Origin of the sequence: Streptomyces racemochromogenes (genome assembly GCF_039535215.1) — a bacterium.
Taxonomy (GTDB): domain Bacteria; phylum Actinomycetota; class Actinomycetes; order Streptomycetales; family Streptomycetaceae; genus Streptomyces; species Streptomyces racemochromogenes.
The window spans coordinates 6,725,903-6,746,043 of sequence record NZ_BAAAWT010000001.1 but is presented as its reverse complement, the minus strand read 5'-3'; the positions used below and the strand labels follow the sequence as shown (position 1 = coordinate 6,746,043).

Genomic DNA, 20,141 nt, shown 5'->3' with positions numbered 1-20,141 from the left:
GGCGCGTGCCGTGCTGCTGCTTCGACGAGGTCCCCTCATGCCGGAAAACCCCCTCCTGCTCCACTGGTTCCTGCCCACCGGCGGGGACGGCCGCGATCCCGGCGGTGTCACCGCCGTCCAGGGCCGTACCGGATCCGCCACCCGGCGGCCCGCGGACATCCCGTACCTGGCCCAGGTGGCCCGCGCCGCCGAGCAGGCCGGGTTCCACTCGCTGCTCACGCCCGTGGGGCTCGGCTGCGTGGATCCCTGGATCCTCACCGCCGCGCTCGCGCAGCACACCACCCGGATCGGCTTCCTGGTGGCGTTCCGCGCCGGATTCGCCAGTCCGACCCTGCTCGCCCAGCAGGCCGACGCCTTCCGCCGGTTCGCGGGAGGCAGGCTCGCGCTCAACGTGGTGACCGGCGGCGACCCGGCCGAACAGCGGGCGTACGGTGACTGGTTGGAGCACGACGCGCGGTACGCCCGGACCGAGGAGGTGATGACGGTCCTCCGCACCCTGCTCGACGGCAAGACGGCCGACCACCACGGGGCGCACCTGCGGATCGCGGGCGCCCGGCTCACCGATCCGGAACTGCGCCACCCCGTGCCCCTGTACTTCGGCGGGGCCTCCCCGGCCGCCGAGGAGGTCGCCGCGCGGCAGGCCGACGTGCAACTGCTGTGGGGCGAGCCGCCCGCCGCCGTCGCCGCACGCGTCACCCGGCTGCGGGAGCGGGCCCGGGCGGCGGGGCGCACCGTCCGGTTCGGCCTGCGGCTGCACGTCATCAGCCGGGACACCGCCGCCGAGGCCTGGTCCGAGGCGGACCGGATCCTCGCCGGGTTCGACCCGGAGGCCGTACGGGCGAGCCAGGAGCGGTTCGCCGGCATGGACTCCACCGGGCAGGCCCGGATGACCGCGCTGCACGGCGGGGTCGCGGACGCCACCCGCCTCACGGTGGCGCCGAACCTGTGGGCGGGCGTCGGCCTGGTCCGGGAGGGCGCCGGGACCGCGCTGGTCGGCTCGCACGACGAGGTGGCCGCACGGCTCGCCGAGTACCGCGAACTGGGCATCGACGAGTTCGTCCTCTCCGGCTACCCGCACCTCGAAGAGGCGTACCGGGTCGGCGAGGAAGTGGCCCCGCGGCTGCGCGCCCTGACCGGGGCGGAAACCCCGTGACCGCTCCCACGCCGACGACGACGGCGGCGCCCGGTCCGGACCGGCTCCCCCAACCCGCCCCCGAACAGGACGGTAGCGGGGCCGGGGCCGGGGCCGATTCCCCCCGACGGGAGCGCCTGCGCGAAGCCTTCCGGTGGGGCGGGCTGCGGCTCGTCGCCCTCGCCGTGCTCCTCGCCGCCTGGCAGGCGGTGGTCTCCGCCGAGGTGTGGCCGCGGGTGCTGGTTCCCTCGCCCGGCGATGTGTGGCGGCAGTTCGTCCTCGCCTCCACGGTGCACGACGGGGTGCGCGGCTACGGCGGCCATCTGCTGATCGAGCATCTGGGCGTCAGCCTGGGCAGGATCGGCACGGGCTCCGCGTACGCCGTGCTGGCCGGGGTGCCGCTGGGGCTGCTGATCGGTACGGTCCGGCCGCTGGCCGTCGTACTGGAGCCCGCGGTGACGTTCCTGCGGACGCTGCCGCCCCTGGCGTACCTCTCGCTGCTCGTCATCTGGTTCGGCATCGACGAGGCCCCGAAGATCTGGCTGCTGGTCATCGCGGCCCTGCCACCGATCGCGGCGGCCACCGCGGCGGCCGTACGCACCGTGCCCGGCCGGCTGGTCGAGGCCGCGCGGGCGCTGGGGTCGGGGCCGACTGCGCTGCTGCTGTCCGTGCGGCTGCCCTCCGCGCTGCCCGAGATCCTCACCGGGGTCCGCATCGCCGTCGGTGTCGCCTACACCTCGGTCGTCGCGGCGGAGACCATCAACGGCGTGCCCGGCATCGGCGGCATGATCCGCGATGCGCAGCGCTACAACCAGACGGCGCTGGTGATCGCGGGCATCCTCGCCATCGGCCTGTCCGGGATCGTGCTGGACGCGCTGCTGCGGCTCGTCGAGCGGATCGCCGTGCCGTGGCGCGGCCGCGCCTGATCCCCGCCCCTCTCCTCTCGTCCCCCTTCCCCCCTTCCCCCCTCCTCCCGCATTCCCTCGCCGTCCGACCTCAGACCGGAGTTCGTCCATGCCCGCACGTCTGCCCCGCCTGTCCCGCCGCACCCTCCTGCTCACCGCGGCCGTCGCCCTGACCGCCTCCGTCACCACCGCCTGCGGAGGTGACGGCGACGCGGCCGGCGGATCCTCGGGGCGGACCACCGTACGGATCGCCTACCAGGCGATACCCAACGCCGACCTGGTGGTGAAGAACCAGAAGCTGCTGGAGCGGGCCCTTCCCGAAGTCGACGTGAAATGGGTGAAGTTCGAGTCCGGTGGCGACGTCAACACGGCCGTCATCGCCGGGTCGGTCGACCTGGGTCTGGCCGGGTCGAGCCCCGTCACCAAGGGGCTCTCCGCGCCGCTGAACATCCCGTACAAAGTGGTGTGGATCCACGACCTGATCGGGGACAACGAGGCGCTCGTCGCCAAGCCCGGGATCGGTTCGGTGAAGGACCTGGCGGGCAAGAAGGTGGCCACTCCCTTCGGGTCGACGGCCCACTACTCACTGCTCGCCGCGCTGACGACGGCGGGTGTCGAGCCGTCGTCCGTGCAGACCATCGACCTCCAGCCGCAGGACGCGCTCGCCGCGTGGAAGCGCGGGGACATCGACGCCGCCTACGTGTGGACGCCGACGCTGAGCGAACTGACCAAGGACGGCAAGGTGCTCGTCACCAGCCGTGAACTGGCCAGGCAGGGCAAGCCGACGGCCGACCTGGGCGTGGTCACGAACGCGTTCGCGGCCAAGCACCCGGACGTGGTCACGGCCTGGATCAAGGCGCAGGACACGGCCGTCGCCCAGGCGCGTACCGCACCGGACCAGGCCGCGAAGTCCATCGGGGCGGAGCTCGGGCTGCCGGCGCAGGAGGCGAAGCGGCAGCTGTCCGAACTGGTGCTGCTCAGCGCGAAGGAGCAGACCGGACCCGACTACCTGGGCACGCCGGGCGCCCCGGGCAAGCTCGCGGCGAACCTGCACGACGCCGCCGTGTTCCTGAAGGGGCAGAAGGCGGTCGACTCCGTACCGGACGAGGCGGTCTTCGGGCGGGCGCTCGCGGTGGAGGAGCTCGGCCGTGCCGCGAACTGACGGGCCCGAGACGCGGACCGCGGTCGTCGAGCTGGCGGGCGTGTCGGTCCGGTACGGGTCGGCGAAGGCGCCGGTGACGGCGCTCGAGGGCGTGGACGTACGGGTCCACGCCGGCGAGTTCGTCGTCCTGGTCGGGCCGTCCGGCTGCGGCAAGACGAGCCTGCTGCGCGTGGTGGCGGGCTTCGAGCGGCCCGCCACGGGCCGGGCCCGGGTCCGGGGCGCGCTCCCCCGGCCGGGCGCGGGGGCGGGGGTGGTGTTCCAGCAGCCCCGCCTGTTCCCCTGGCGCACGGTGGGCGGGAACCTCGCCTTCGCGCTGGCCCGGCTGGGCGTGCCGCGGTCCGACCGGCCCGGCCGGATCACCGAGCTCCTGGAGCGGGTGGGACTGCCCGGGACGGCGGGCCGGCGTACGTGGGAGCTGTCGGGTGGTCAGCAGCAGCGGGTGGCGCTGGCCAGGGCACTGGCCGCGGAGCCCGAACTCCTGCTCATGGACGAGCCGTTCGCCGCGCTCGACGCACTGACCCGGGAGCGGCTCCAGGAGGAGGTACGGGCCTTGGCGGGGCGGCTCGGCACGACGGTGCTGTTCGTGACGCACTCGGCGGAGGAGGCGGTGCTGCTGGGCTCCCGGGTGCTGGTCATGGCCGCGGGTCCCGGCCGGGTGGTGGCGGAGCTGCCGGTGGACCTGGCCAGGGGGCCCGGCACGGACGTGTCCGCGCTGCGGGCCTCACCCGAGTTCGCCCGGCTGCGCGGCCGTCTCACCGAGATCATGCGCGGCGGAGCCGTTCCCGGCCCGTGACGGCCGACCGCGGCACCGGGCGCGGCAGCGGCGGAGGCCCGTACGCCCCCGCCGTGTGTTGCCCCCATGCTGCGGGAACGTGAACTGCGTGAACAAGCTGTGGCCGGCCGCCACGGGAAGATCCGAATCGCCGGGGCAGCGGATAGCGTCGCCGTCAGAGCCGTTCCGGGGAGCAACCGCCACACGGAAGCAGGGGCCGGGCCGCACCATCGGCAGCCGCCCCGTCGGCCGTTCCCACCACGCCGGCCGACCCCGGGTGCCGCCGCATCCGGTGCGGCCGCCGGCCCCTCGCTCCGCAGCCGTCGCCTCCCCTTCCCGTCACGAGGACCCCCCTGATGCCGTTCTCCCTGCCCGCGGGCGGGCGCCTTGCCGTGCTCGCCCTCTCCCTCACCATGGCGCTCGGCAGCGCCCCCGCCGCCGCCGAGCCGGCTTCCCCGTTCGGCCCGCAGGCGCCGCAGAACCCGGCCACCGCCGCCAACGGCGCCGCGACCATGCACGGCGACAGTGCCTCGAGCGGTACCACGCCCCACCCGGGGCCCGGGACGTCCGCGATCGACTACTCCCGCACGGCGCTGGCTTCGGCCTGCCCCACCGTGGTCGTGGGCGGCGACGGCTACGTGGTCGCGCTCTGCACCACCATCTTCGGCCAGACGCCGACCGTGCACCTGCTCGACCCGGCCACCGGGGCCGACCTCGCCTCCCTGGCGCTGCCCAAGGGCAGCCTCTTCGGCGGCGTGTACGCCTACCTCGACAACGCCGACCGGCTGGTCGTCGTCGACGGGAACAACAACCTCGTACGCGTCGCCCACCGCCGCGCCGGCTCCGGATGGACCCTCCGGATCGAGCAGTCCACCCCGCTCGGCAACGCCGTCCCCGCCGGGGACAACATCGTCGGCCTCACCCCCGACTGGGAGGGCAGGGTCTGGTTCGCCACCAGCGGCGGTGTGATCGGGACCGTGGACACCGCCACCGGGGCGGTGCGCAGCATCAGCACCGGCGAGGGCGTCCAGAACAGCATCTCCACCGTCCCGGGCCGGACCGCCGTCGCCACCGACCACGCGCTCTACCTCCTGTCGGCCGGCCCGGACGGTACCCCCGTGGTGGACTGGCGGGCGCCGTACGACCGGGGTCCGGCCCGCAAGCCCGGCCAGCTCAGCTGGGGCACCGGCACGACCCCGAGCTTCTTCGGGCCGGGCAACGGCACCGAGTACGTGACGATCGTCGACAACGCCGCCCCGCACGGGAACCTGCTGGTCTACCGGGCGGCCGGCGGACCGGACCCGGTCTGCCGGATCCCCGTGCTCACCCAGTACGCCCGCAGCGGCACCGAGGACGCCGTCATCGCCTCCGGGCGCAGCGTCTTCGTCACCAACACCTACGGCTACCCCTACCCGGCCCTGCCCGCGGGTGCTCCGGCGAGCCAGCCCTCCTCCGCGAGCTTCGAGGGCGGTCTCAGCCGGATCGACGTGAACGCCGAGGGAACGGGCTGCTCGGTGGTGTGGAACAGCCCGGTGAAGTCCGCCGCCCTGCCCCGGCTGTCCCTGGCCGACGGGAAGATCTACACCGTCTCCGTGACCGGTCCGACGGGCAGCGCCGGGCTGAACACCTTCGCCCAGTACCACCACTCCGTCATCGATCCGGCCACCGGCGCCCAGCTCACCAGCTCCTTCCTGGGCATCGGGCTGGTCTACAACCCGCTCCAGATGCGGGGGACGGCCGCCCCGGACGGCACCCTCTACCAGGGCACCGAAACCGGAGTGGTCCGCATCTCCAAGCGCTGAGCCGCGAACCGCCCGTCGGCGCCGTGCCGGTTGCCGGCGGACTCACTCCTTCGGGTAGCCGCGCCCGCCGCACCGTCACGGCTCTCCCCCGGCGCGGTTACCTGGAACGTACTCATCGAGCAAGGCCCGGCACCGACGGGCCGCACGAGACAGGTGACGGGCATGCGCACTGAGGCCGCCAAGCGGGCCGAGCTGGTCTTCTCCCTCTTCGACGCCAACGGCAACGGAGTCATCGACTCCGGCGACTTCGACCTCATGACGGAGCGCGTTCTGGAGGCGGCGGTCGACTCGGACGCCGATGCCAGGGAGGCCATCCGGACCGCGTTCCGCCGCTACTGGACGACGCTGGCCACCGAGCTGGACGCCAACGGCGACGGCGTGATCACCCTCGAGGAGTTCCGCCCCTTCGTACTCGACCCCCAGCGCTTCGGCCCGACGGTCGCCGAGTTCGCCACGGCGCTCTCCGCACTCGGCGACCCGGACGGGGACGGCCTGATCGAGCGCCCGCTCTTCATGTCGCTGATGACGGCGATCGGCTTCGAGAAGGCGAACATCGACGCGCTCTTCGACGCCTTCGCCCCGGACGCCGCGGACCGCATCACCGTGGCCACGTGGGCCGCCGGCATCGAGGACTACTACGCCCCGGACCTGGCCGGGATTCCCGGCGACCGGCTGGTGGGCGCCCCGGCCGTGTGACACGGCCCGGTCGGGAGGGTCCCGGGGCGGCGTCGGCCGTCCCGGGACGCACCGGCGGCCCGCCGGGCGTCACGGGCCGGGCTTGTGGGCGAAGACCCACCGGTTGCCCTCCAGGGCGTCGTTCGGTTCGGGAAGCGGACCGCGTCCGTGCCGGCGGGTGAAGTCGAAGGGGGTCTGCACCGACGTGGACCAGCCCCTGGCCGTCAGGTGACCCGCCGAGTCGGGGCGCGGTCCCAGGTCGAAGAGGTCGAGCAGGTCGATCCCGATCTGCTCCCGCGTCGCCGTGTAGATCGCGCTGTCGCGGTACGCCAGCAGGTCCTTCTCCAGCTTGGCCTCGAAGGCCAGGGCGCTGCCCCCGGTGGTCAGCCGGTCCACCGTGTCGACGAGGTACGTCTCGGCGGTGGCCGGCAGGTAGAAGAGCAGCCCCTCGGCCAGCCAGACGCTCGGTGCGCCGGGGTCGAAGCCGGCGGAGGTCAGCGCGGTGACCCAGTCCGCGCGCAGGTCGACCGGTACCGGGACGCGCTTCGCCCTCGGGGCGGCCGACAGGTCCGTGAGCACCTGCTGCTTGAAGGCCAGCACACCCGCCCTGTCGATCTCGAAGACGACGCAGTCGGACGGCAGGTCCAGCCGGAAGGCACGCGTATCAAGTCCCGCGCCCAGCAACACCACTTGACGGGCGCCGTCGTGGACCGACCCGAGGACGAAGTCGTCGAGGACCCGGGTCCGCAGCCCGAAGTAGCGGGCGAACCTGCCCCACAGCGGGTTCTCGTCCCCCTCCGGGACCTGCCCGATGCGTACCGGCCAGTCCGCGCACGCCGGGGCCGCGCGTACGAAGTGTTCGGCGTGTACGTCCTGGGCCAGGCTGTCGTGGCGGTGGGTCTCGAGCGCCCGGGCGGCGGCGACCAGGAGGGCGGTCAGCCCCACACCTGCGTCCACGCCTTCCGCATCAGCCGGCCGCCGGGTCGCCGTGGCGGCCGTTTCTCCTCCGGTGGCCCGGTGGGGGGAATCCTTGGTGAGGGAGGTTTCGCTCATCGGTCTCTTCTTTCCGGCAGCAGGACGGGTTTGACCACGCGGCCGGCGTCGCAGTCGCGTTCGGCCTCGTTGATGTCGGCCAGCGGGTAGGTGCGGATCAGTTGGTCGAAGGGGAAGCGGCCGGCCTGCCACAGGCCGGTCAGCCGGGGTATCAGCAGTCCGGGTACCGCGTCGCCTTCGCAGATGTGGCGGATGCCCCGGCCTGCGTCGAGCGTGCCCGGTTCGAGCGGCAGCGGGGTGTGGAGGCGTGCCACGAGGCCGAGGGTGCCGGTGGGGCGCAGTGCTCGGAGCGCGTCGTTGACGAGCGGGGCCGAGGCCGTGGTGTCCAGGGCGTACTGGGCTCCGCCGTCGGTCAGTCGGCGGATCCGTTCGGGGAGTCCGTGCGGTCCGGCGGACAGCGGGGTGGCACCGAACCGTTCGGCCAGGTCCAGCCGCTCGGGATGCCGGTCGACGGCCACGGTCCGCACGCCGGCGGCGGTGGCCGCCATCACGGCGGCCAGGCCCACCGCTCCCGCGCCGAGGACCACGAGGGTGTCGCCGGGTCCTGCCGCAAAGGTGTTCAGTACGGCTCCGGCACCGGTGAGGAAGCCGCAGCCGAGCGGCCCGAGCAGTTCGACCGGCAGGGCGGGGTCGACCCGGACGGCGTTGCGGGCCGGGACGAGGGCGTACGCGGCGAAGGAGGACTGGCCGAACCATCGGGGGGCCAGGCCCTTTCCGGTCGCGTCGGTGAGCCGCGGCGGATCCTCCTCGCGCCCGCCGAAGAGGTTGAGGGAGGCGAAGGAGTCACAGTAGGCGGGGGCCGCGGCGCTGCAGTTCCGGCAGTGTCCGCAGGAGTCGAAGCTCAGCACGACGTGGTCGCCGACGCCGAGCACGACACCGGGGCCACCGCCCGTCGCCACCACCACTCCGGCGCCCTCGTGACCGAGGACCGCCGGGAGCGGGCTGCGGCCGGCCGATCGCCGTACCGCGAGGTCGGTACGGCACATCCCGGCTCCCGCGATCTGCACCAGGATCTCGCCGGAGCCGGGTTCCGCGCTCAGGGCCACGTCCTCGATCGTGAAGGGGTCCTCGTACGAGCGCAGGACGGCCGCCTGGAACCTCCTCGTCACGCCTCCTCCTCCCGCGGCCGGTGGACGACGAAGGGCCGGAGGTTGCCGTAGAGGCCCCACGGGCCGCCTGCGACACCGACGCCGCTGTCCTTGACGCCCGCGAAGGGCTGGGCCAGGGAGAGTTCGGCGTGGTGGTTGATCCAGGCCGTGCCGCATTCCAGCCGGTCGGCCACCGCCTCGGCCCGGTCGAGATCGGTGCCCCAGACGGAGCCGCCCAGCCCGAAGCCGGTGCCGTTGGCCGCGTGGACGGCCTCGTCGAGGTTGCGGTACGGCAGCACCGGCAGGACCGGTCCGAACTGTTCCTCGGTCACCACCGGGCTGTCGGGCGGGACGTCGGTGAGGATCGTGGGAGCGAAGAAGTAGCCCGCTCCGTCGAGCCGGTGGCCGCCGGCCGCAGCCCGGGCGCCGGCCGCCAGCGTCCGCCGCGTGACCTGCTCGACCCGGGCCAGCTGGGAAGCGTTACTGACCGGACCGATCCGGGTGTCCGGGTCGAGTCCGGATCCGACCGTGACGGTCTTCGCGCGCTGGGCGAGGGCTTCGACGACCTCGGCGTGGAGCCGGGCGGGGGCGTAGACGCGTTTGACCGCCATGCAGACCTGCCCGCAGTTGCGGAACGCGGCCCAGAACAGCCGGTCCGCGATCCGGTCCACGTCGACGTCGTCCAGGAGGACGGCGGCGTCGTTGCCGCCCAGTTCCAGGGTGACCCGGGCGAGCGAGGCCGCCGCACCCTCGGCGACGGCCCGGCCGGTGGGCACCGAGCCGGTGAAGGTGACGTGACGGATGCCCGGGTGGGCGGCCAGCCGGGCACCGAGGGGTTCACGGCCCGTGACGACGGTCAGGACGTCCTCGGGCAGGACGGCGGCGAGGACATGGGCGAGCAGCCGGGTGGCGAGGGGGGTGTGAGGGGACGGTTTGAGGACCACGGTGTTGCCGGCCGCGAGGGCGGGCGCGAACTTCGCCGCCGCGAGCTGGAGCGGGAAGTTCCACGGCACGATCGCGGCGACGGGCCCGACGGGCCGCCAGCGGACCTCGCTGTGCACGGGTCGGCCGTCGTCGATCCGGCGGGTCCTGGGGGCCAGGTCGGCGAAGTAGCGCAGCCGGGCCGCCGTACGGGCGATTTCGGCGTACGACTCGGCCAGGGGCTTGCCCTGTTCCCGCGTGAGCAGCCGGGCGAGGTCGTCGCCGGCCGTCTCCACGGCGTCGGCGGCAGCGCGCAGGGCGGTGGTGCGGGCGGCGCGGTCGCCGCGCCAGCGGCGCCAGGCCCGCTCGGCCCGGGCGACCGCCTCGTCCAGCTCGTCCGGCTGCTGGTCGGGAGCCTCGTCGAAGGCCTCCCCGGTGGCCGGGTCGACGACGGCGAAGCGTGTGCCGCGATGCCCGGGGGCGCGATCGGCTTCTGGTGTCGGCACCGGGTGGTCAGCTCACGGCCGGGGCGGCGACGGCGTGTTCCCGGGCCTGCCGGTCCATCTCGGCGCGGAAGGCGGCGACCAGATGCGGCTGGATCCTCCCGACGTTGCGGTCGCCGCCGGCGCAGACCGCTCCTCGCACGCCCACGATGTCCGTGCCGATACGGGTCAGCGGACCGAGATCGGCCTGTTTGACGCTGCCCGCGAGGGCGGCGAGCAGACCGGACGCGTGGGCGCGCCGGACGAACTCGGCGCAGGCGTCAGGCGGGACGTGGTCGAAGAGCCGCGTGCCGTCCTTGATCGCGGTGTCCAGCATGGCCGCGTCGGCACCGGCGCGGGCGGCGATGTCGGGCAGGGCGAGCGGGTTGACGCAGCCGATGCGGTGGGCGTCGGCGTAGCCCGAGGCGACCACGAGCGCCTCGGGGCGGTGATCCTTCACCGCACGGACGACCGCCCGCATGACCTCGATGCCCTGCTCGGGTGTCGTACAGCCGTACAGGCCGACCTTGATGTACGTGGCGCCGGAGACCACCGCGCCGAGCGCGGCCTGCGCCACCGTGCCGGGCTTGTACGGCACGTCCCCCACGGTGGCGGACACCGGCTTGTCCGCCGGCACCGCGTCGCGGATCTCCCGGATGACCCAGGGGAAGTTGGCTCCCAGCGAGCCCTCGTCGGGCTTCTTGACGTCGACGATGTCGAGGTGTTCCGCAGCCTTCGCGCAGTCGAGGGCTTCCTCGACACCGTCCGGGGAGATGAGCAGCAACACCATGAGCTCCTTCCGCCGCATGCCCGCCCGGCCGAGGACAGGGGTGCGGATCAGCTGGTTCACCTGCGGTGCGCTCATCCTTTCCGTCGCCCCGCGGCCACCGGTAGGGCGCGCGTGGCTCCCCGGAGGCGCGCGGAGGCACACGCACGCCGCGGCGTGCCCCGGCGCGCCCCAGTGTGCACCGACATCTGCCGCTGCACGCCACCCCTGCCTCCCGATGCGCACTTGTGCACTCCGGTACCCCTGGTGTGCCTCGTTGACCAACGCCCGCTGGGCCCGCACCTCGGATGTACCGCAGACCGTCCGTCCGTCGCAGTCGCTCCTGAGAGTCCACCGGCCCCACGTCACCAACCCCGCGCCGAACCGGCTTCACCCGCGCCCTGGCGGCGCAGCTCGCCGTGGAGGCCCCGGTCCTGGACCACATCGCTGCCCGGTCCGAACCGGTAATCGCGGCGGCGCGCCCAGTGCGGCAGCCACCAATTCGTATCAGCGGTCCGGGCTGCGGTCCCCCCGATCATCCGCGGCGCGAAGGCCGGTACGGCGCGCACCTTGGTCAACAGGGTTTCTTGCGGGTGGTTGCATACTCGGGGGCATGCGTACGTCCAGGAGCAGCGCCCCGTCACCGGCGAACAGGTGGTGGGCCGGCCGCGGCGGGACGATCCGGTGGCTGTCGCGGTAGGAGCCGGTGAAGGTGTCGACGCCGGCGGCGGCGTCGACGGATGACAGTCGACGGGCGTAGCGGTCCACGTTCGCCGCCACGCTCGGCGTCAGGGCGTCGACCGCGGTCAGCACGATGGGCAGCTTCGCTCCCGCGGCGTCCGGAAATTCGTTCCGCACACGCTCACTGGTCTGCCGACGCGGCAGCCGGCTCGCCGTGGCCGGCGTCCGGGACCTGGCGATCCGACTGTGACCCCGCCTGACGGGCCCCGGTGGTGGGCGGTCCCGGGGCCTCGCGCGTACGGCAGGCCCCGGCCCACGCACCCGGTCAGCGGGTCCGGAAGCGGCGGTAGAGGTTGCGGGCCACGTACACGCCCGGACCTCCGAAGCCGACGATGTCGACGCGCCCGTCGCCGGTGACGTCGGCGAGGAAACGGGGGTGGTGGCCGACGCGCCAGGCGCCGGCGTCGTCGTCGTACCCGAAGCCGCGGCAGACCAGTTGGGCCTGTTCGAAGCGGCCGTCGCCGAGGTTGTGCGCCATCCAGACCCCCTCGTCGCCGAAGCCGATGATGTCGGGGTTGCCGTCGCCGGTGACGTCGGCGAGGAAGCGGAGGTGCTTCTCGGGCGTCCATCCCTGGGCGGTGCCGAAGTCGTTCAGGACGAGCTTCGAGGGCTCGAAGGTGCCGTCGCCGAGGCCGCGTGCGACGACGACGCCGTGGGGGCCGAAGCCGATGACGTCCGTCGCCCCGTCGCCGGTGGTCCGCAGCGCGAACCGGGGGTGCTCCTCGGTCGAGGTCCACGGGACCACACCATCGCCGAACGGTCGAAGAACTACCGGTACTCCACCAACCACCAGGTCGTCATCGACGCTGACACCCGCCGGGTCGTCGTGGTCGGCCGGCCGCTCGCCGGAAACCGCAACGACTGCAAAGCGTAGGAAGAATCCGGCGCCAAGGCCGCCGTCGGCAAGACCCTCACGATCGCCGACGGTGGCTACCCGGGCACCGGACTCGTCATCCCGCACCGCCGCGGGCGCGGCCAGACCGAACTGCCGGACTGGAAAGAAGAGCACAACAAGTCCCACAAGCAGGTCCGGGCCCGCGTCGAGCACGTCTTCGCCCGTATGAAGACCTGGAAGATCCTCCGCGACTGCCGCCTCAAAGGCGACGGCGTCCACCACGCCATGCTCGGCATCGCCCGGATGCACAACCTCACCCTCGCCAGATAGGCCAGCGGGCTACACGACCACGGAGCCTGCCCGAGGCAGCTCGGAGATCATTTACGGGACAACCCTTAGGGCTGTGTCGAGCGGGGCTGGGCCGTCGGGATGCGGTGGGTGAAGAACAGCGCGAGAAGGGCGGCGAGGGCGAGGATGGCGAGGGCAGCCTGGAGGCCGTCGAGCCTGGCTGCGGCGTTCGCGTCCAGTGCCGCCTGCGACACCTCCGTGGTCGTGCCGGCTTCGTCGAGGGCTGCCTCGAGCTGCGCGTCCGACAGGAACGGTGCGCCGCTCTGGATCTTGACGGTCGCCTGGCTCTTGACGCTCTCCGGGATCGCCGGGTTCTGCTGGATGCTGATCAGGAAAGAACTGGCAAGGGCGGCGATCATGACCGATCCGGCGAGTGCCGTACCGATCGAGGCGCCGAGGTTCGTGACGGCGTTCTGGACGCCGCCGACCTCCGCGCTCTTCTCCTCCGGTACAGCGGAGACGGTGACCGATCCGAGCTGGGACGCCAGTGCGCCCATTCCGAGACCGATCAGCAGCAGGGGGACGGTGACGACTTCCGCACCGGCGCCGACGTCGAGCGCGGCCATCAGGATCACCGCACCGGCGAGCAGGGCGAGGACCCCGAGCCGTACCACGCGCCGTGGCGAGACGTCCGGGAGGAAGCGGGGGATCAGGACCGCGGCCGCCAGCAGGGTCACCGACAGCGGCAGGAGGCGGGCACCCGTCTGCAGCGCGGACAGGCCCAGGGCGACCGACAGGTAGAGCGGTACGACGAAGAACACGCCCATCTGCACCAGGTACTGGAAGAAGAACATGGTCAGTCCGCCGGTGAGCTGCTTGTTCTGCAGCAGCGCCGGGTCGATGAGCGGGTCCCTGCCCCGTTCCACAAGGCGAGCCTCCCAGCGCAGAAAGAGCCAGATCAGCAGCAGACCTGCCAGCATCAGCCACACGACCAGCGAGATCCCCAGCCACGAGGGCGCGTCGGGCTTCGGATGGAACCAGCCCCATTCGTCCGAGCGGAGCACCCCGTAGACGAAGAGCCCCAGCCCGAGCGCGGACAGCACGGCGCCGACGAGATCGATGCGCTTGCGTTCGCCGACCGGGGCGTCGGCGATGCGGCGCGCCAGCACCAGGATGCCGAGCACCACCAGCACCTCACCGGCGAACACCCACCGCCAGGAGAAGTACGTCGTCGCGACCCCGCCGACGAGCGGCCCGACCGCGATCGCCACAGCCCCGGCCGCCGCGACGAGTCCGTAGGCGGCGGGACGGCGTTCGGGAACGAAGTTGCCGGCCACCAGCGCCACGATCGCGGGCAGGATGAGTGCCGCCCCGAGGCCTTCGAGAAGCGCCCAGCCGAACAGCAGCACGGTCAGGTTCGGTGCCAGCGCCGTGGTGAGGGAGCCGGCCCCGTAGATGCAGCAGCCGATCAGGAACGCGCGTTTGCGGCCGATCAGCGCCCCGACCTTGCCGCCCGGGATCATGAACATCGCCATCACGAGGGTGTAGGCGGTGATCGCCCCCTGGATGCCCGACACGGTCGTGCCCACGTCCTCGGCCACCGTCGCGATCGAGACGTTCATGACCGAGCTGTCGAGCGCCATCAGGAACTGGCCGGCCGAAAGCGTCAGCAAGACGACCCGCGCTGGTGCCGAACTCTCGACAGAGCCTGCCCTCGATGCCATGGGCGGGATCGTCCCAGCAAACCCGGAGTGCGTATCCGCGACCCGCCACGCACATCATCTGATTGGCGGAGGCGCTACGCCATACAGAAGGGGGCCCTCATCACGGGCATCGCTCCGCTCGGCCTTACGAATGGGCTACCGCTTACGGCCCAGGCCATCGGCGGACCCGACGCCGCTCTCGTCGCTGCGGCGCGATCCGAAGCCGGGGTCCACACGAGCGCAAGCACCGCACGCTGCACTTACGGCTACCTCGAAGCGCCTGCCGTCAGCCCTGGCCGATGGGCCCGGGCCACGCCGATCGCCGAGGGCTTCTGGCGCCGTCAGGTCCGCGACTGACACCAGGCACCGACCAAGATCCGGACCTTTGCCGGACCAGCTCCCTCCGTGGAGCTGCAGGCATGACCATTTCCGCAGGTCAGCATGAGTACGTCGGCTGTACCACCAGGAGACCAAGAATCTGCTGGCCTGCACGCTCAGGACGGCCGGGAGCTGGGGCCGGGGATTTCCAGGGGTGTGGGGGTCAGGGTGCTGAGGTCGGTGGTGTCGCCGACGCGGGCGAGGTAGAGCCGGTAGGGCTCCCCGCCTGCGGGGCGCAGCGTGACGTGGTGGCCCTCCGCGCGGCCCGCCGCCAGGGCCTGCAGGGCCTGTTCGGCGTCTTCGGCCCGGACGTGGGGATGGTAGATGTGGACGGGGCCGAGCGGCAGCTCGCGGTCGGCGAAGGGGAACGTGAAGGTCGGCAGCAGTGCCCTGTTGGCGGCGCCTCCGCCCGTGAGGAGCGCGCGCAGGACCGGGGAGTCCTGGCCGTTGAGCTCGATGCTCAGGCTGGCGAGGAACGGGTTGGCGACGCAGTGTCCCTCGATGAGGAGTCGGGCGATGCGCAGCAGCACGCGGTCGGCCGGCCGCAGCTCGCTGGGGACGGAGAAGTGGTGCCGTGCGTGCTGCTGGACCACGTGCAAGTCTTCCACGGTCAGCCGGAGCCTCGCAAGCCGTTCACGGTCCTCCTGGGTGAGACCCGCCCCGGGAACGTGCCCGCGGCCAGCTCCTCGCCGTTGAGGCGCAGGCGGAAGGCGCTTCCCTCCATGACCTGGCCGTAGATGTCGAGGGCCTGGAGAGCGTCGGGGCAGGACAGGCCAGTCAAGTCGACGGCGCAACTGGCCGCGGTCGGAACGCTCGCGTCGTCGGCGTGGCAGAACGTGAGCCGTAGTCCGGTGAACGCCAGGTCGAGGCTGCTGCCGAGCTGCCCCTTCCCCATGGCGCGCACGGTTCCCTCGTGCACCGATCGGACAGCCCCGGAACCGTCGAGAAAGACCAGCTCGACGCTCTGCCCCTGGCCCGGGGCGGGTGACAGCGGCTCCATCCGGACCTCGGCGTTCTCGCCGTCGATGCGGAGCCACTCAGGGCCATGCACGCTGAGCTCCTGGATAGCGGAGGCGGGCAGGATGAGTTCCTCGGCGGTGCCGAAGCCCACGACGCGCCGCACCGCAGCCGTCAGGCCCGGATCGGCGTCCTTGAAGTGGCCGCGGACGGTGAAGTAGATCGGGCTCACCTGCTGCGCGCGGGGGTGCTTCGGCCTCAGGGTCTGCACCACCGCGCCGTTGCGGTAGGCGACGTCGATGGACCAGTGCAGATCGAGGCGGTCGATGCGCCGGCCCAGGGCACCGACCCTTTGGGCGATGTCGTCGGTGCCGCCCGCCAGGAACGCCAGTTCCGCCCTGTAGTCGCGTGCCGCCTCCCGCAGGTCGTCCCGGACGCACGAGCTCTCCAAGTCCGCGTGGAGGGCCAGCTTGTCGTCCAGCCATGCCCGGTCCAGGACACGGATACGCGGTCGCTCCGCCCCCGCACCGAGATCCTGGACGTAGGCGCGCTCCGAGAGCGTCAGCGCGCACGGTACGACCAGCACCCAGTCGTCAGGATCGTGCTCCAGCGCCTTCTTGAACGACCGCTTGATGCCCGCTCTGCGGCCCTGGTACGAGCCGGGGAAGCCCTCCGGGAAGTACTTCAGCTGGTAGATCCGCACGCGCCCGTCCACGGTCACCTGGATGTCGATGCCTCCGTCGCCGCCGCGCCCGTTCCTAGTGGCCTCCGAGCGACAAGCTCGCGAAGCCGATCCACGCCGAATGTTGGGGTTCAACGCTGCGTAGTCAGCACGGAAGTCAGCACCGCCCTGCCGAAGCGGGCGGAATTCTGTATATCCGGCGCGATGCGGAGGGATGTACTCCGAGGGTGGAATTGAGCCACCAATGGTGGTGTGGTGCCAACGCACACAAGACGGCACCCGATTGTGATGGCCCGCCACATATGCCGCTGACCTGGGGACTTCTACGTTGTGGCGACACCGATGTCCCCGCAGACCCCTTGGAAGTGGTGCACATGGTCTCCCCCGCAGCGAGCAGAACCAGCCCGTCCGGCATACGCAGGATCGTCGCCGCGAGTCTCGTCGGGACCACCATCGAGTGGTACGACTTCTTTCTCTACGGCTCCGCCGCCGCGCTGGTGTTCAACACGCTGTTCTTCCCCGCCAGCGACCCCCTCGTCGGAACCCTCCTCGCCTTCCTCACCTACGCCGTCGGCTTCGCCGCGCGGCCCATCGGCGGGGTGGTGTTCGGGCACTTCGGGGACCGGATCGGGCGCAAGCGGTTGCTCGTGGTGAGTCTGCTGATGATGGGCGGGGCCACCTTCGCGATCGGGTTGCTGCCGACGCACGCCGCCGTCGGCGGGGCCGCGCCCGTGCTGTTGACCGTGTTGCGGCTGGTGCAGGGGTTCGCGCTCGGCGGGGAGTGGGGCGGGGCGGTGCTGCTCGTCGCCGAGCACGGGGACGAGCGGCACCGCGGGTTCTGGGCCTCGTGGCCGCAGGCCGGTGCGCCCGGCGGGAACCTGCTGGCCACCGGGGTGCTCGCGCTGCTGGCCGCCGTCCAGTCCGACGAGGCGTTCCTGGCGTGGGGGTGGCGGGTGCCGTTCCTGCTGTCCGGGGTACTGGTGGTGGTCGGGCTGTGGATACGGGTCTCGGTGTCGGAGTCGCCGGCGTTCCTGGAGGCGCGGGCCCGGGCCGAGGCCGAGGAGGCGGCGGGGGTGCGGCAGCGCCCGCCGGTGGTGGAGGTGCTGCGGTCGGGCCGGCGCGGGGTGCTCACGGCGATCGGGGTGCGGGTCGGGGAGAACATCTCCTATTACGTGCTGACGGCGTTTCTGCTCGTCTACGTGACCGTGCACCTGCACCTGCCGAAGGGGGACGCGCTGAACGCCGTGCTGATCGGTTCGGCGGTGCACTTCGTGACGATCCCGCTGTGGGGCGCGCTGTCGGACCGGATCGGGCGCAGGGCCGTGACCCTCGTCGGGTCGGTCGGGATGGCGGGCTGGGCGTTCGTCTTCTTCGCCCTGCTGGACTCGCGTTCCTTCCCGGTGATCGCCCTCGCCGTGACGGCCGGGCTGCTGCTGCACGGGGCGATGTACGGACCCCAGGCGGCGTTCATCTCCGAGATGTTCGACACCCGCGTCCGCTACTCGGGGGCCTCCATGGGCTCGCAGGTCGCCTCCATCATCGGCGGGGCCCTCGCGCCGATCATCGCGGTGGAGCTGCTGAAGGAGTACGGGTCCTCCGTGCCGGTCTCCGTCTACCTCTGCGCGGCCGCGCTGGTCACGACGGTGACCGCGCTCGTCGCCCGGGAGACCCGCGGCCGCAGCCTCGACCGGGCCGCCCGTACGGCCGCACCCGTCCCCGTCAAGGGCTGACCGGGGCCGCGCCCGTATGCTCACCGGCGTGACCACCGTGACGGAAGGCATACGGGAGCTGCTGGGACTGCTGGCCCAGGGGGCGCCGGCGGAGGAGTTCGCGCGGCCCGCGGCGGCCGCGCGCGCCGCCGGGGCGTCCGGGGCCGAACTGGCCGCCCTGGAGGAGGCGACGGGGGTGGCGCTGGAGGTCCACCGGACGCTGGGCCGGCACCGCACCCGCGAGGCGGAGCTGACCGCGCTGTTCGACACCGCCGGGGACCTGGCCGCGCTGCGCGACCTGGACGCCGTGCTGCGGGCCATCACGCACCGGGCCAAGCAGCTGCTGCACACGGACGTCACGTACCTGTCGCTGATCGACGAGGCGGCGGGCGACACCTTCATGAGGGTGACCGAGGGCTCGGTGTCGGCCGCCTTCCAGCAGCTGCGCCTGGGGATGGGCGAGGGGCTGGGCGGGCTCGTCGCGCAGACGGCCCGCCCGTACGCCACGGGCGACTACCAGCGCGACCCGCGTTTCCAGCACACCGGCCCCATCGACAGTGCCGTCGGCGAGGAGGACCTGCACGCCATCCTCGGCGTCCCGCTGCGGCTGGGGCCGAAGGTGATCGGGGTGCTCTTCGCCGCCGACCGCAGCCCGCGCGAGTTCAGCCCGCGCGAGGTGGCGCTGCTGTCCTCGCTGGCCGACCACGCCGCCATCGCCATCGACGGGGCCCGCCTGCTGGAGGAGACCCGCCGGGCCCTGGCCGAACTGGGCGCCGCGTCCCGGACCATCCAGGAGAACAGCGACGCGCTGCGCCGGGCGGAGCGGGCGCACGACCGGCTGACCGGCCTCGTCCTGCGCGGCGGCGGCGTCGCCGAGGTGGCGGCCGCGATCGGGGCGCTGCTGGAGGGCGGCACCCTGGTCCACGACCCGGAGGGCAGGGAGCTGGCCCGTACGCAGGCCGGGCCCTGCCCTCCGCCAGCCGGGGCCGTGGCAGCGTCCCGGTCCGGCGGCCGGGCCGTGGCGGAGGGCGGCACCTGGGTGTGCGCGGTGCTGGCGGGGCCCGAACTCCTGGGCAGCATCACGCTGACCGGCCGCCCGGGCCTGGACGAGGCCGGGCGGCGCCTGTTCGAGCGTGCGGCGACGGTCACGGCCCTGCTGCTGCTCCTGGGCCGTTCGGTGGCGCAGACCGAGGACCGGATCCGGGGGGAGCTGCTCGGGGACCTGCTGAGCCCGTCCGCGGATCCGGGGGGTCTGGCCGTGCGGGCCCGCCGGCTGGGCGTGGATCTGGACCGTCCGCACGCCCTCTTCGTCCTGCACAGCGACGCCGTTCCGCGGCCGCGGCTGCTCACGGCGGCCGCGCACCACGCCCGCGAGCGCCACGGGCTGGCCGGGGTCCACCACGACCACGCCGTGCTGCTGGCCCCCTCGGAGGCGGCGGGCGCCGACGCGGCCCGGCTCGCCGGGGCCCTCGGGCGGAGCGTGGGCGCGCCGGTCACGGTGGGTGCGGCACGGGCCGGCGAGGGCGCGGGCGGGCTGCACTCCGCGCACGCGGAGGCGTTGCGCTGTCTGTCGACGCTGCGGGCGCTGGGGCGGGCCGGCGACGGGAGCACGCTCGCGGAACTGGGTTTCCTGGGGGTGCTGCTGGGCGACCGGGCCGACCTGTCGGGCTTCGTACGGACCGTGCTCGGGCCGGTGCTGGACTACGACGCCCGGCGCGGGAGCGACCTCGTGGGGACGCTGCGGGTCTACTTCGCGACGGGCATGAGCCAGGCGCGGGCGAGGGAGGTCCTGCACGTCCACGTGAACACCGTGGTGCAGCGCCTCGACCGCATCGGCCGGCTCCTCGGCCCCGACTGGCAGTCCCCGGACCGCTCCCTGGAACTCCAACTCGCCCTGCGCCTGCACCAGGTGTCGGCTCCGCAGGAGCCGGCGGCCCCGGGGCCGGCTTCGCCTCGACCACGGCCGGCGATCTGACGGCCTAGGCTGGCACGTCACCCCCGGAACCCCGGGAACCGGAAAAGCCCCGGAACCCCGAAGCCCGGGAAGCCGGAACCCGGGATGGACCGAGAAGCAGCAAGGAGGCGGGCAC

At 73.0% G+C, this 20,141-nt stretch carries 16 protein-coding genes and 2 pseudogenes; 9 read left to right on the top strand and 9 right to left on the bottom strand.

The features are described 5' to 3' along the window. The first annotated feature begins 37 nt into the window (after window positions 1-37). The 6 genes from ABD973_RS31245 to ABD973_RS31220 all read left to right on the top strand — a co-directional run bounded on the left by ABD973_RS31245 (window position 38) and on the right by ABD973_RS31220 (window position 6,469). Complete coding sequence (locus ABD973_RS31245) at window positions 38-1,153, top strand: LLM class flavin-dependent oxidoreductase (RefSeq protein WP_345503507.1); 1,116 nt, start codon at window positions 38-40, stop codon at window positions 1,151-1,153. Next, window positions 1,150-2,058, top strand: a complete 909-nt coding sequence (locus tag ABD973_RS31240; protein ID WP_386381936.1) for an ABC transporter permease — start codon at window positions 1,150-1,152, stop codon at window positions 2,056-2,058. Before ABD973_RS31245 ends, ABD973_RS31240 begins: the two co-directional genes overlap by 4 nt. Window positions 2,059-2,146: 88 nt before the next feature. Beyond that, window positions 2,147-3,199, top strand: a complete 1,053-nt coding sequence (locus ABD973_RS31235) for a taurine ABC transporter substrate-binding protein (protein ID WP_125820015.1) — start codon at window positions 2,147-2,149, stop codon at window positions 3,197-3,199. Beyond that, complete coding sequence (locus ABD973_RS31230; protein ID WP_386381939.1) at window positions 3,186-3,992, top strand: ABC transporter ATP-binding protein; 807 nt, start codon at window positions 3,186-3,188, stop codon at window positions 3,990-3,992. Before ABD973_RS31235 ends, ABD973_RS31230 begins: the two co-directional genes overlap by 14 nt. 335 nt (window positions 3,993-4,327) lie before the next feature. After that, complete coding sequence (locus ABD973_RS31225) at window positions 4,328-5,773, top strand: hypothetical protein (RefSeq protein ID WP_125820017.1); 1,446 nt, start codon at window positions 4,328-4,330, stop codon at window positions 5,771-5,773. Window positions 5,774-5,935: 162 nt separating this feature from the next. Further along, on the top strand, window positions 5,936-6,469 hold the full coding sequence (locus ABD973_RS31220) for an EF-hand domain-containing protein (protein WP_125820018.1): 534 nt from the start codon (window positions 5,936-5,938) through the stop codon (window positions 6,467-6,469). A gap of 69 nt (window positions 6,470-6,538) precedes the next feature. Here ABD973_RS31220 and ABD973_RS31215 read toward each other — a convergent pair whose 3' ends face one another. The 6 genes and pseudogenes from ABD973_RS31215 to ABD973_RS31190 all read right to left on the bottom strand — a co-directional run. Then, window positions 6,539-7,501, bottom strand: coding sequence for an SAM-dependent methyltransferase (locus ABD973_RS31215; protein WP_345503503.1), 963 nt, complete (start codon window positions 7,499-7,501; stop codon window positions 6,539-6,541). Beyond that, window positions 7,498-8,610 (bottom strand): NAD(P)-dependent alcohol dehydrogenase, encoded by a 1,113-nt coding sequence (locus ABD973_RS31210; RefSeq protein ID WP_345503501.1) that lies wholly within the window; start codon window positions 8,608-8,610, stop codon window positions 7,498-7,500. Before ABD973_RS31210 ends, ABD973_RS31215 begins: the two co-directional genes overlap by 4 nt. Then, the gene (locus ABD973_RS31205; protein WP_345503499.1) at window positions 8,607-10,016 is read right to left on the bottom strand and encodes an aldehyde dehydrogenase family protein; all 1,410 of its coding nucleotides are present in this window, start codon (window positions 10,014-10,016) and stop codon (window positions 8,607-8,609) included. Before ABD973_RS31205 ends, ABD973_RS31210 begins: the two co-directional genes overlap by 4 nt. Window positions 10,017-10,023: 7 nt before the next feature. Continuing rightward, window positions 10,024-10,779 (bottom strand): (5-formylfuran-3-yl)methyl phosphate synthase, encoded by a 756-nt coding sequence (locus ABD973_RS31200; RefSeq protein WP_125823829.1) that lies wholly within the window; start codon window positions 10,777-10,779, stop codon window positions 10,024-10,026. A gap of 486 nt (window positions 10,780-11,265) precedes the next feature. Beyond that, window positions 11,266-11,616: a hypothetical protein gene (locus ABD973_RS31195; protein WP_345503497.1), complete on the bottom strand. Its 351-nt coding sequence runs from the start codon at window positions 11,614-11,616 to the stop codon at window positions 11,266-11,268. A 148-nt stretch (window positions 11,617-11,764) separates the two neighbouring features. Beyond that, window positions 11,765-12,328, bottom strand: a pseudogene (locus ABD973_RS31190) (FG-GAP repeat domain-containing protein); the annotation flags it as partial. Between ABD973_RS31190 and ABD973_RS31185 the strand changes: the two are divergent. Then, window positions 12,236-12,664 (top strand): annotated as a pseudogene (locus ABD973_RS31185) (transposase); the annotation flags it as partial. The pseudogenes ABD973_RS31190 and ABD973_RS31185 sit on opposite strands and share 93 nt — an antisense overlap. A 65-nt stretch (window positions 12,665-12,729) precedes the next feature. Here ABD973_RS31185 and ABD973_RS31180 read toward each other — a convergent pair. The 3 genes from ABD973_RS31180 to ABD973_RS31170 all read right to left on the bottom strand — a co-directional run bounded on the left by ABD973_RS31180 (window position 12,730) and on the right by ABD973_RS31170 (window position 16,381). Continuing rightward, window positions 12,730-14,346: an MFS transporter gene (locus tag ABD973_RS31180; protein ID WP_345503495.1), complete on the bottom strand. Its 1,617-nt coding sequence runs from the start codon at window positions 14,344-14,346 to the stop codon at window positions 12,730-12,732. A 473-nt stretch (window positions 14,347-14,819) separates the two neighbouring features. After that, window positions 14,820-15,311 carry a hypothetical protein gene (locus ABD973_RS31175; protein ID WP_345503493.1) on the bottom strand — a complete coding sequence of 164 codons (492 nt, stop codon included), beginning with the start codon at window positions 15,309-15,311 and terminating at the stop codon, window positions 14,820-14,822. Window positions 15,312-15,313: 2 nt separating this feature from the next. Further along, window positions 15,314-16,381, bottom strand: a complete 1,068-nt coding sequence (locus ABD973_RS31170) for a hypothetical protein (protein ID WP_345503491.1) — start codon at window positions 16,379-16,381, stop codon at window positions 15,314-15,316. Between the two features lie 335 nt (window positions 16,382-16,716). On the opposite strand from ABD973_RS31170, the gene ABD973_RS31165 reads away from it, so the two are divergent. Both ABD973_RS31165 and ABD973_RS31160 read left to right on the top strand, forming a co-directional pair. Then, complete coding sequence (locus tag ABD973_RS31165; RefSeq protein ID WP_125820025.1) at window positions 16,717-18,072, top strand: MFS transporter; 1,356 nt, start codon at window positions 16,717-16,719, stop codon at window positions 18,070-18,072. A gap of 16 nt (window positions 18,073-18,088) precedes the next feature. Further along, complete coding sequence (locus tag ABD973_RS31160) at window positions 18,089-20,026, top strand: helix-turn-helix domain-containing protein (RefSeq protein ID WP_345503489.1); 1,938 nt, start codon at window positions 18,089-18,091, stop codon at window positions 20,024-20,026. Window positions 20,027-20,141: the final 115 nt, after the last annotated feature.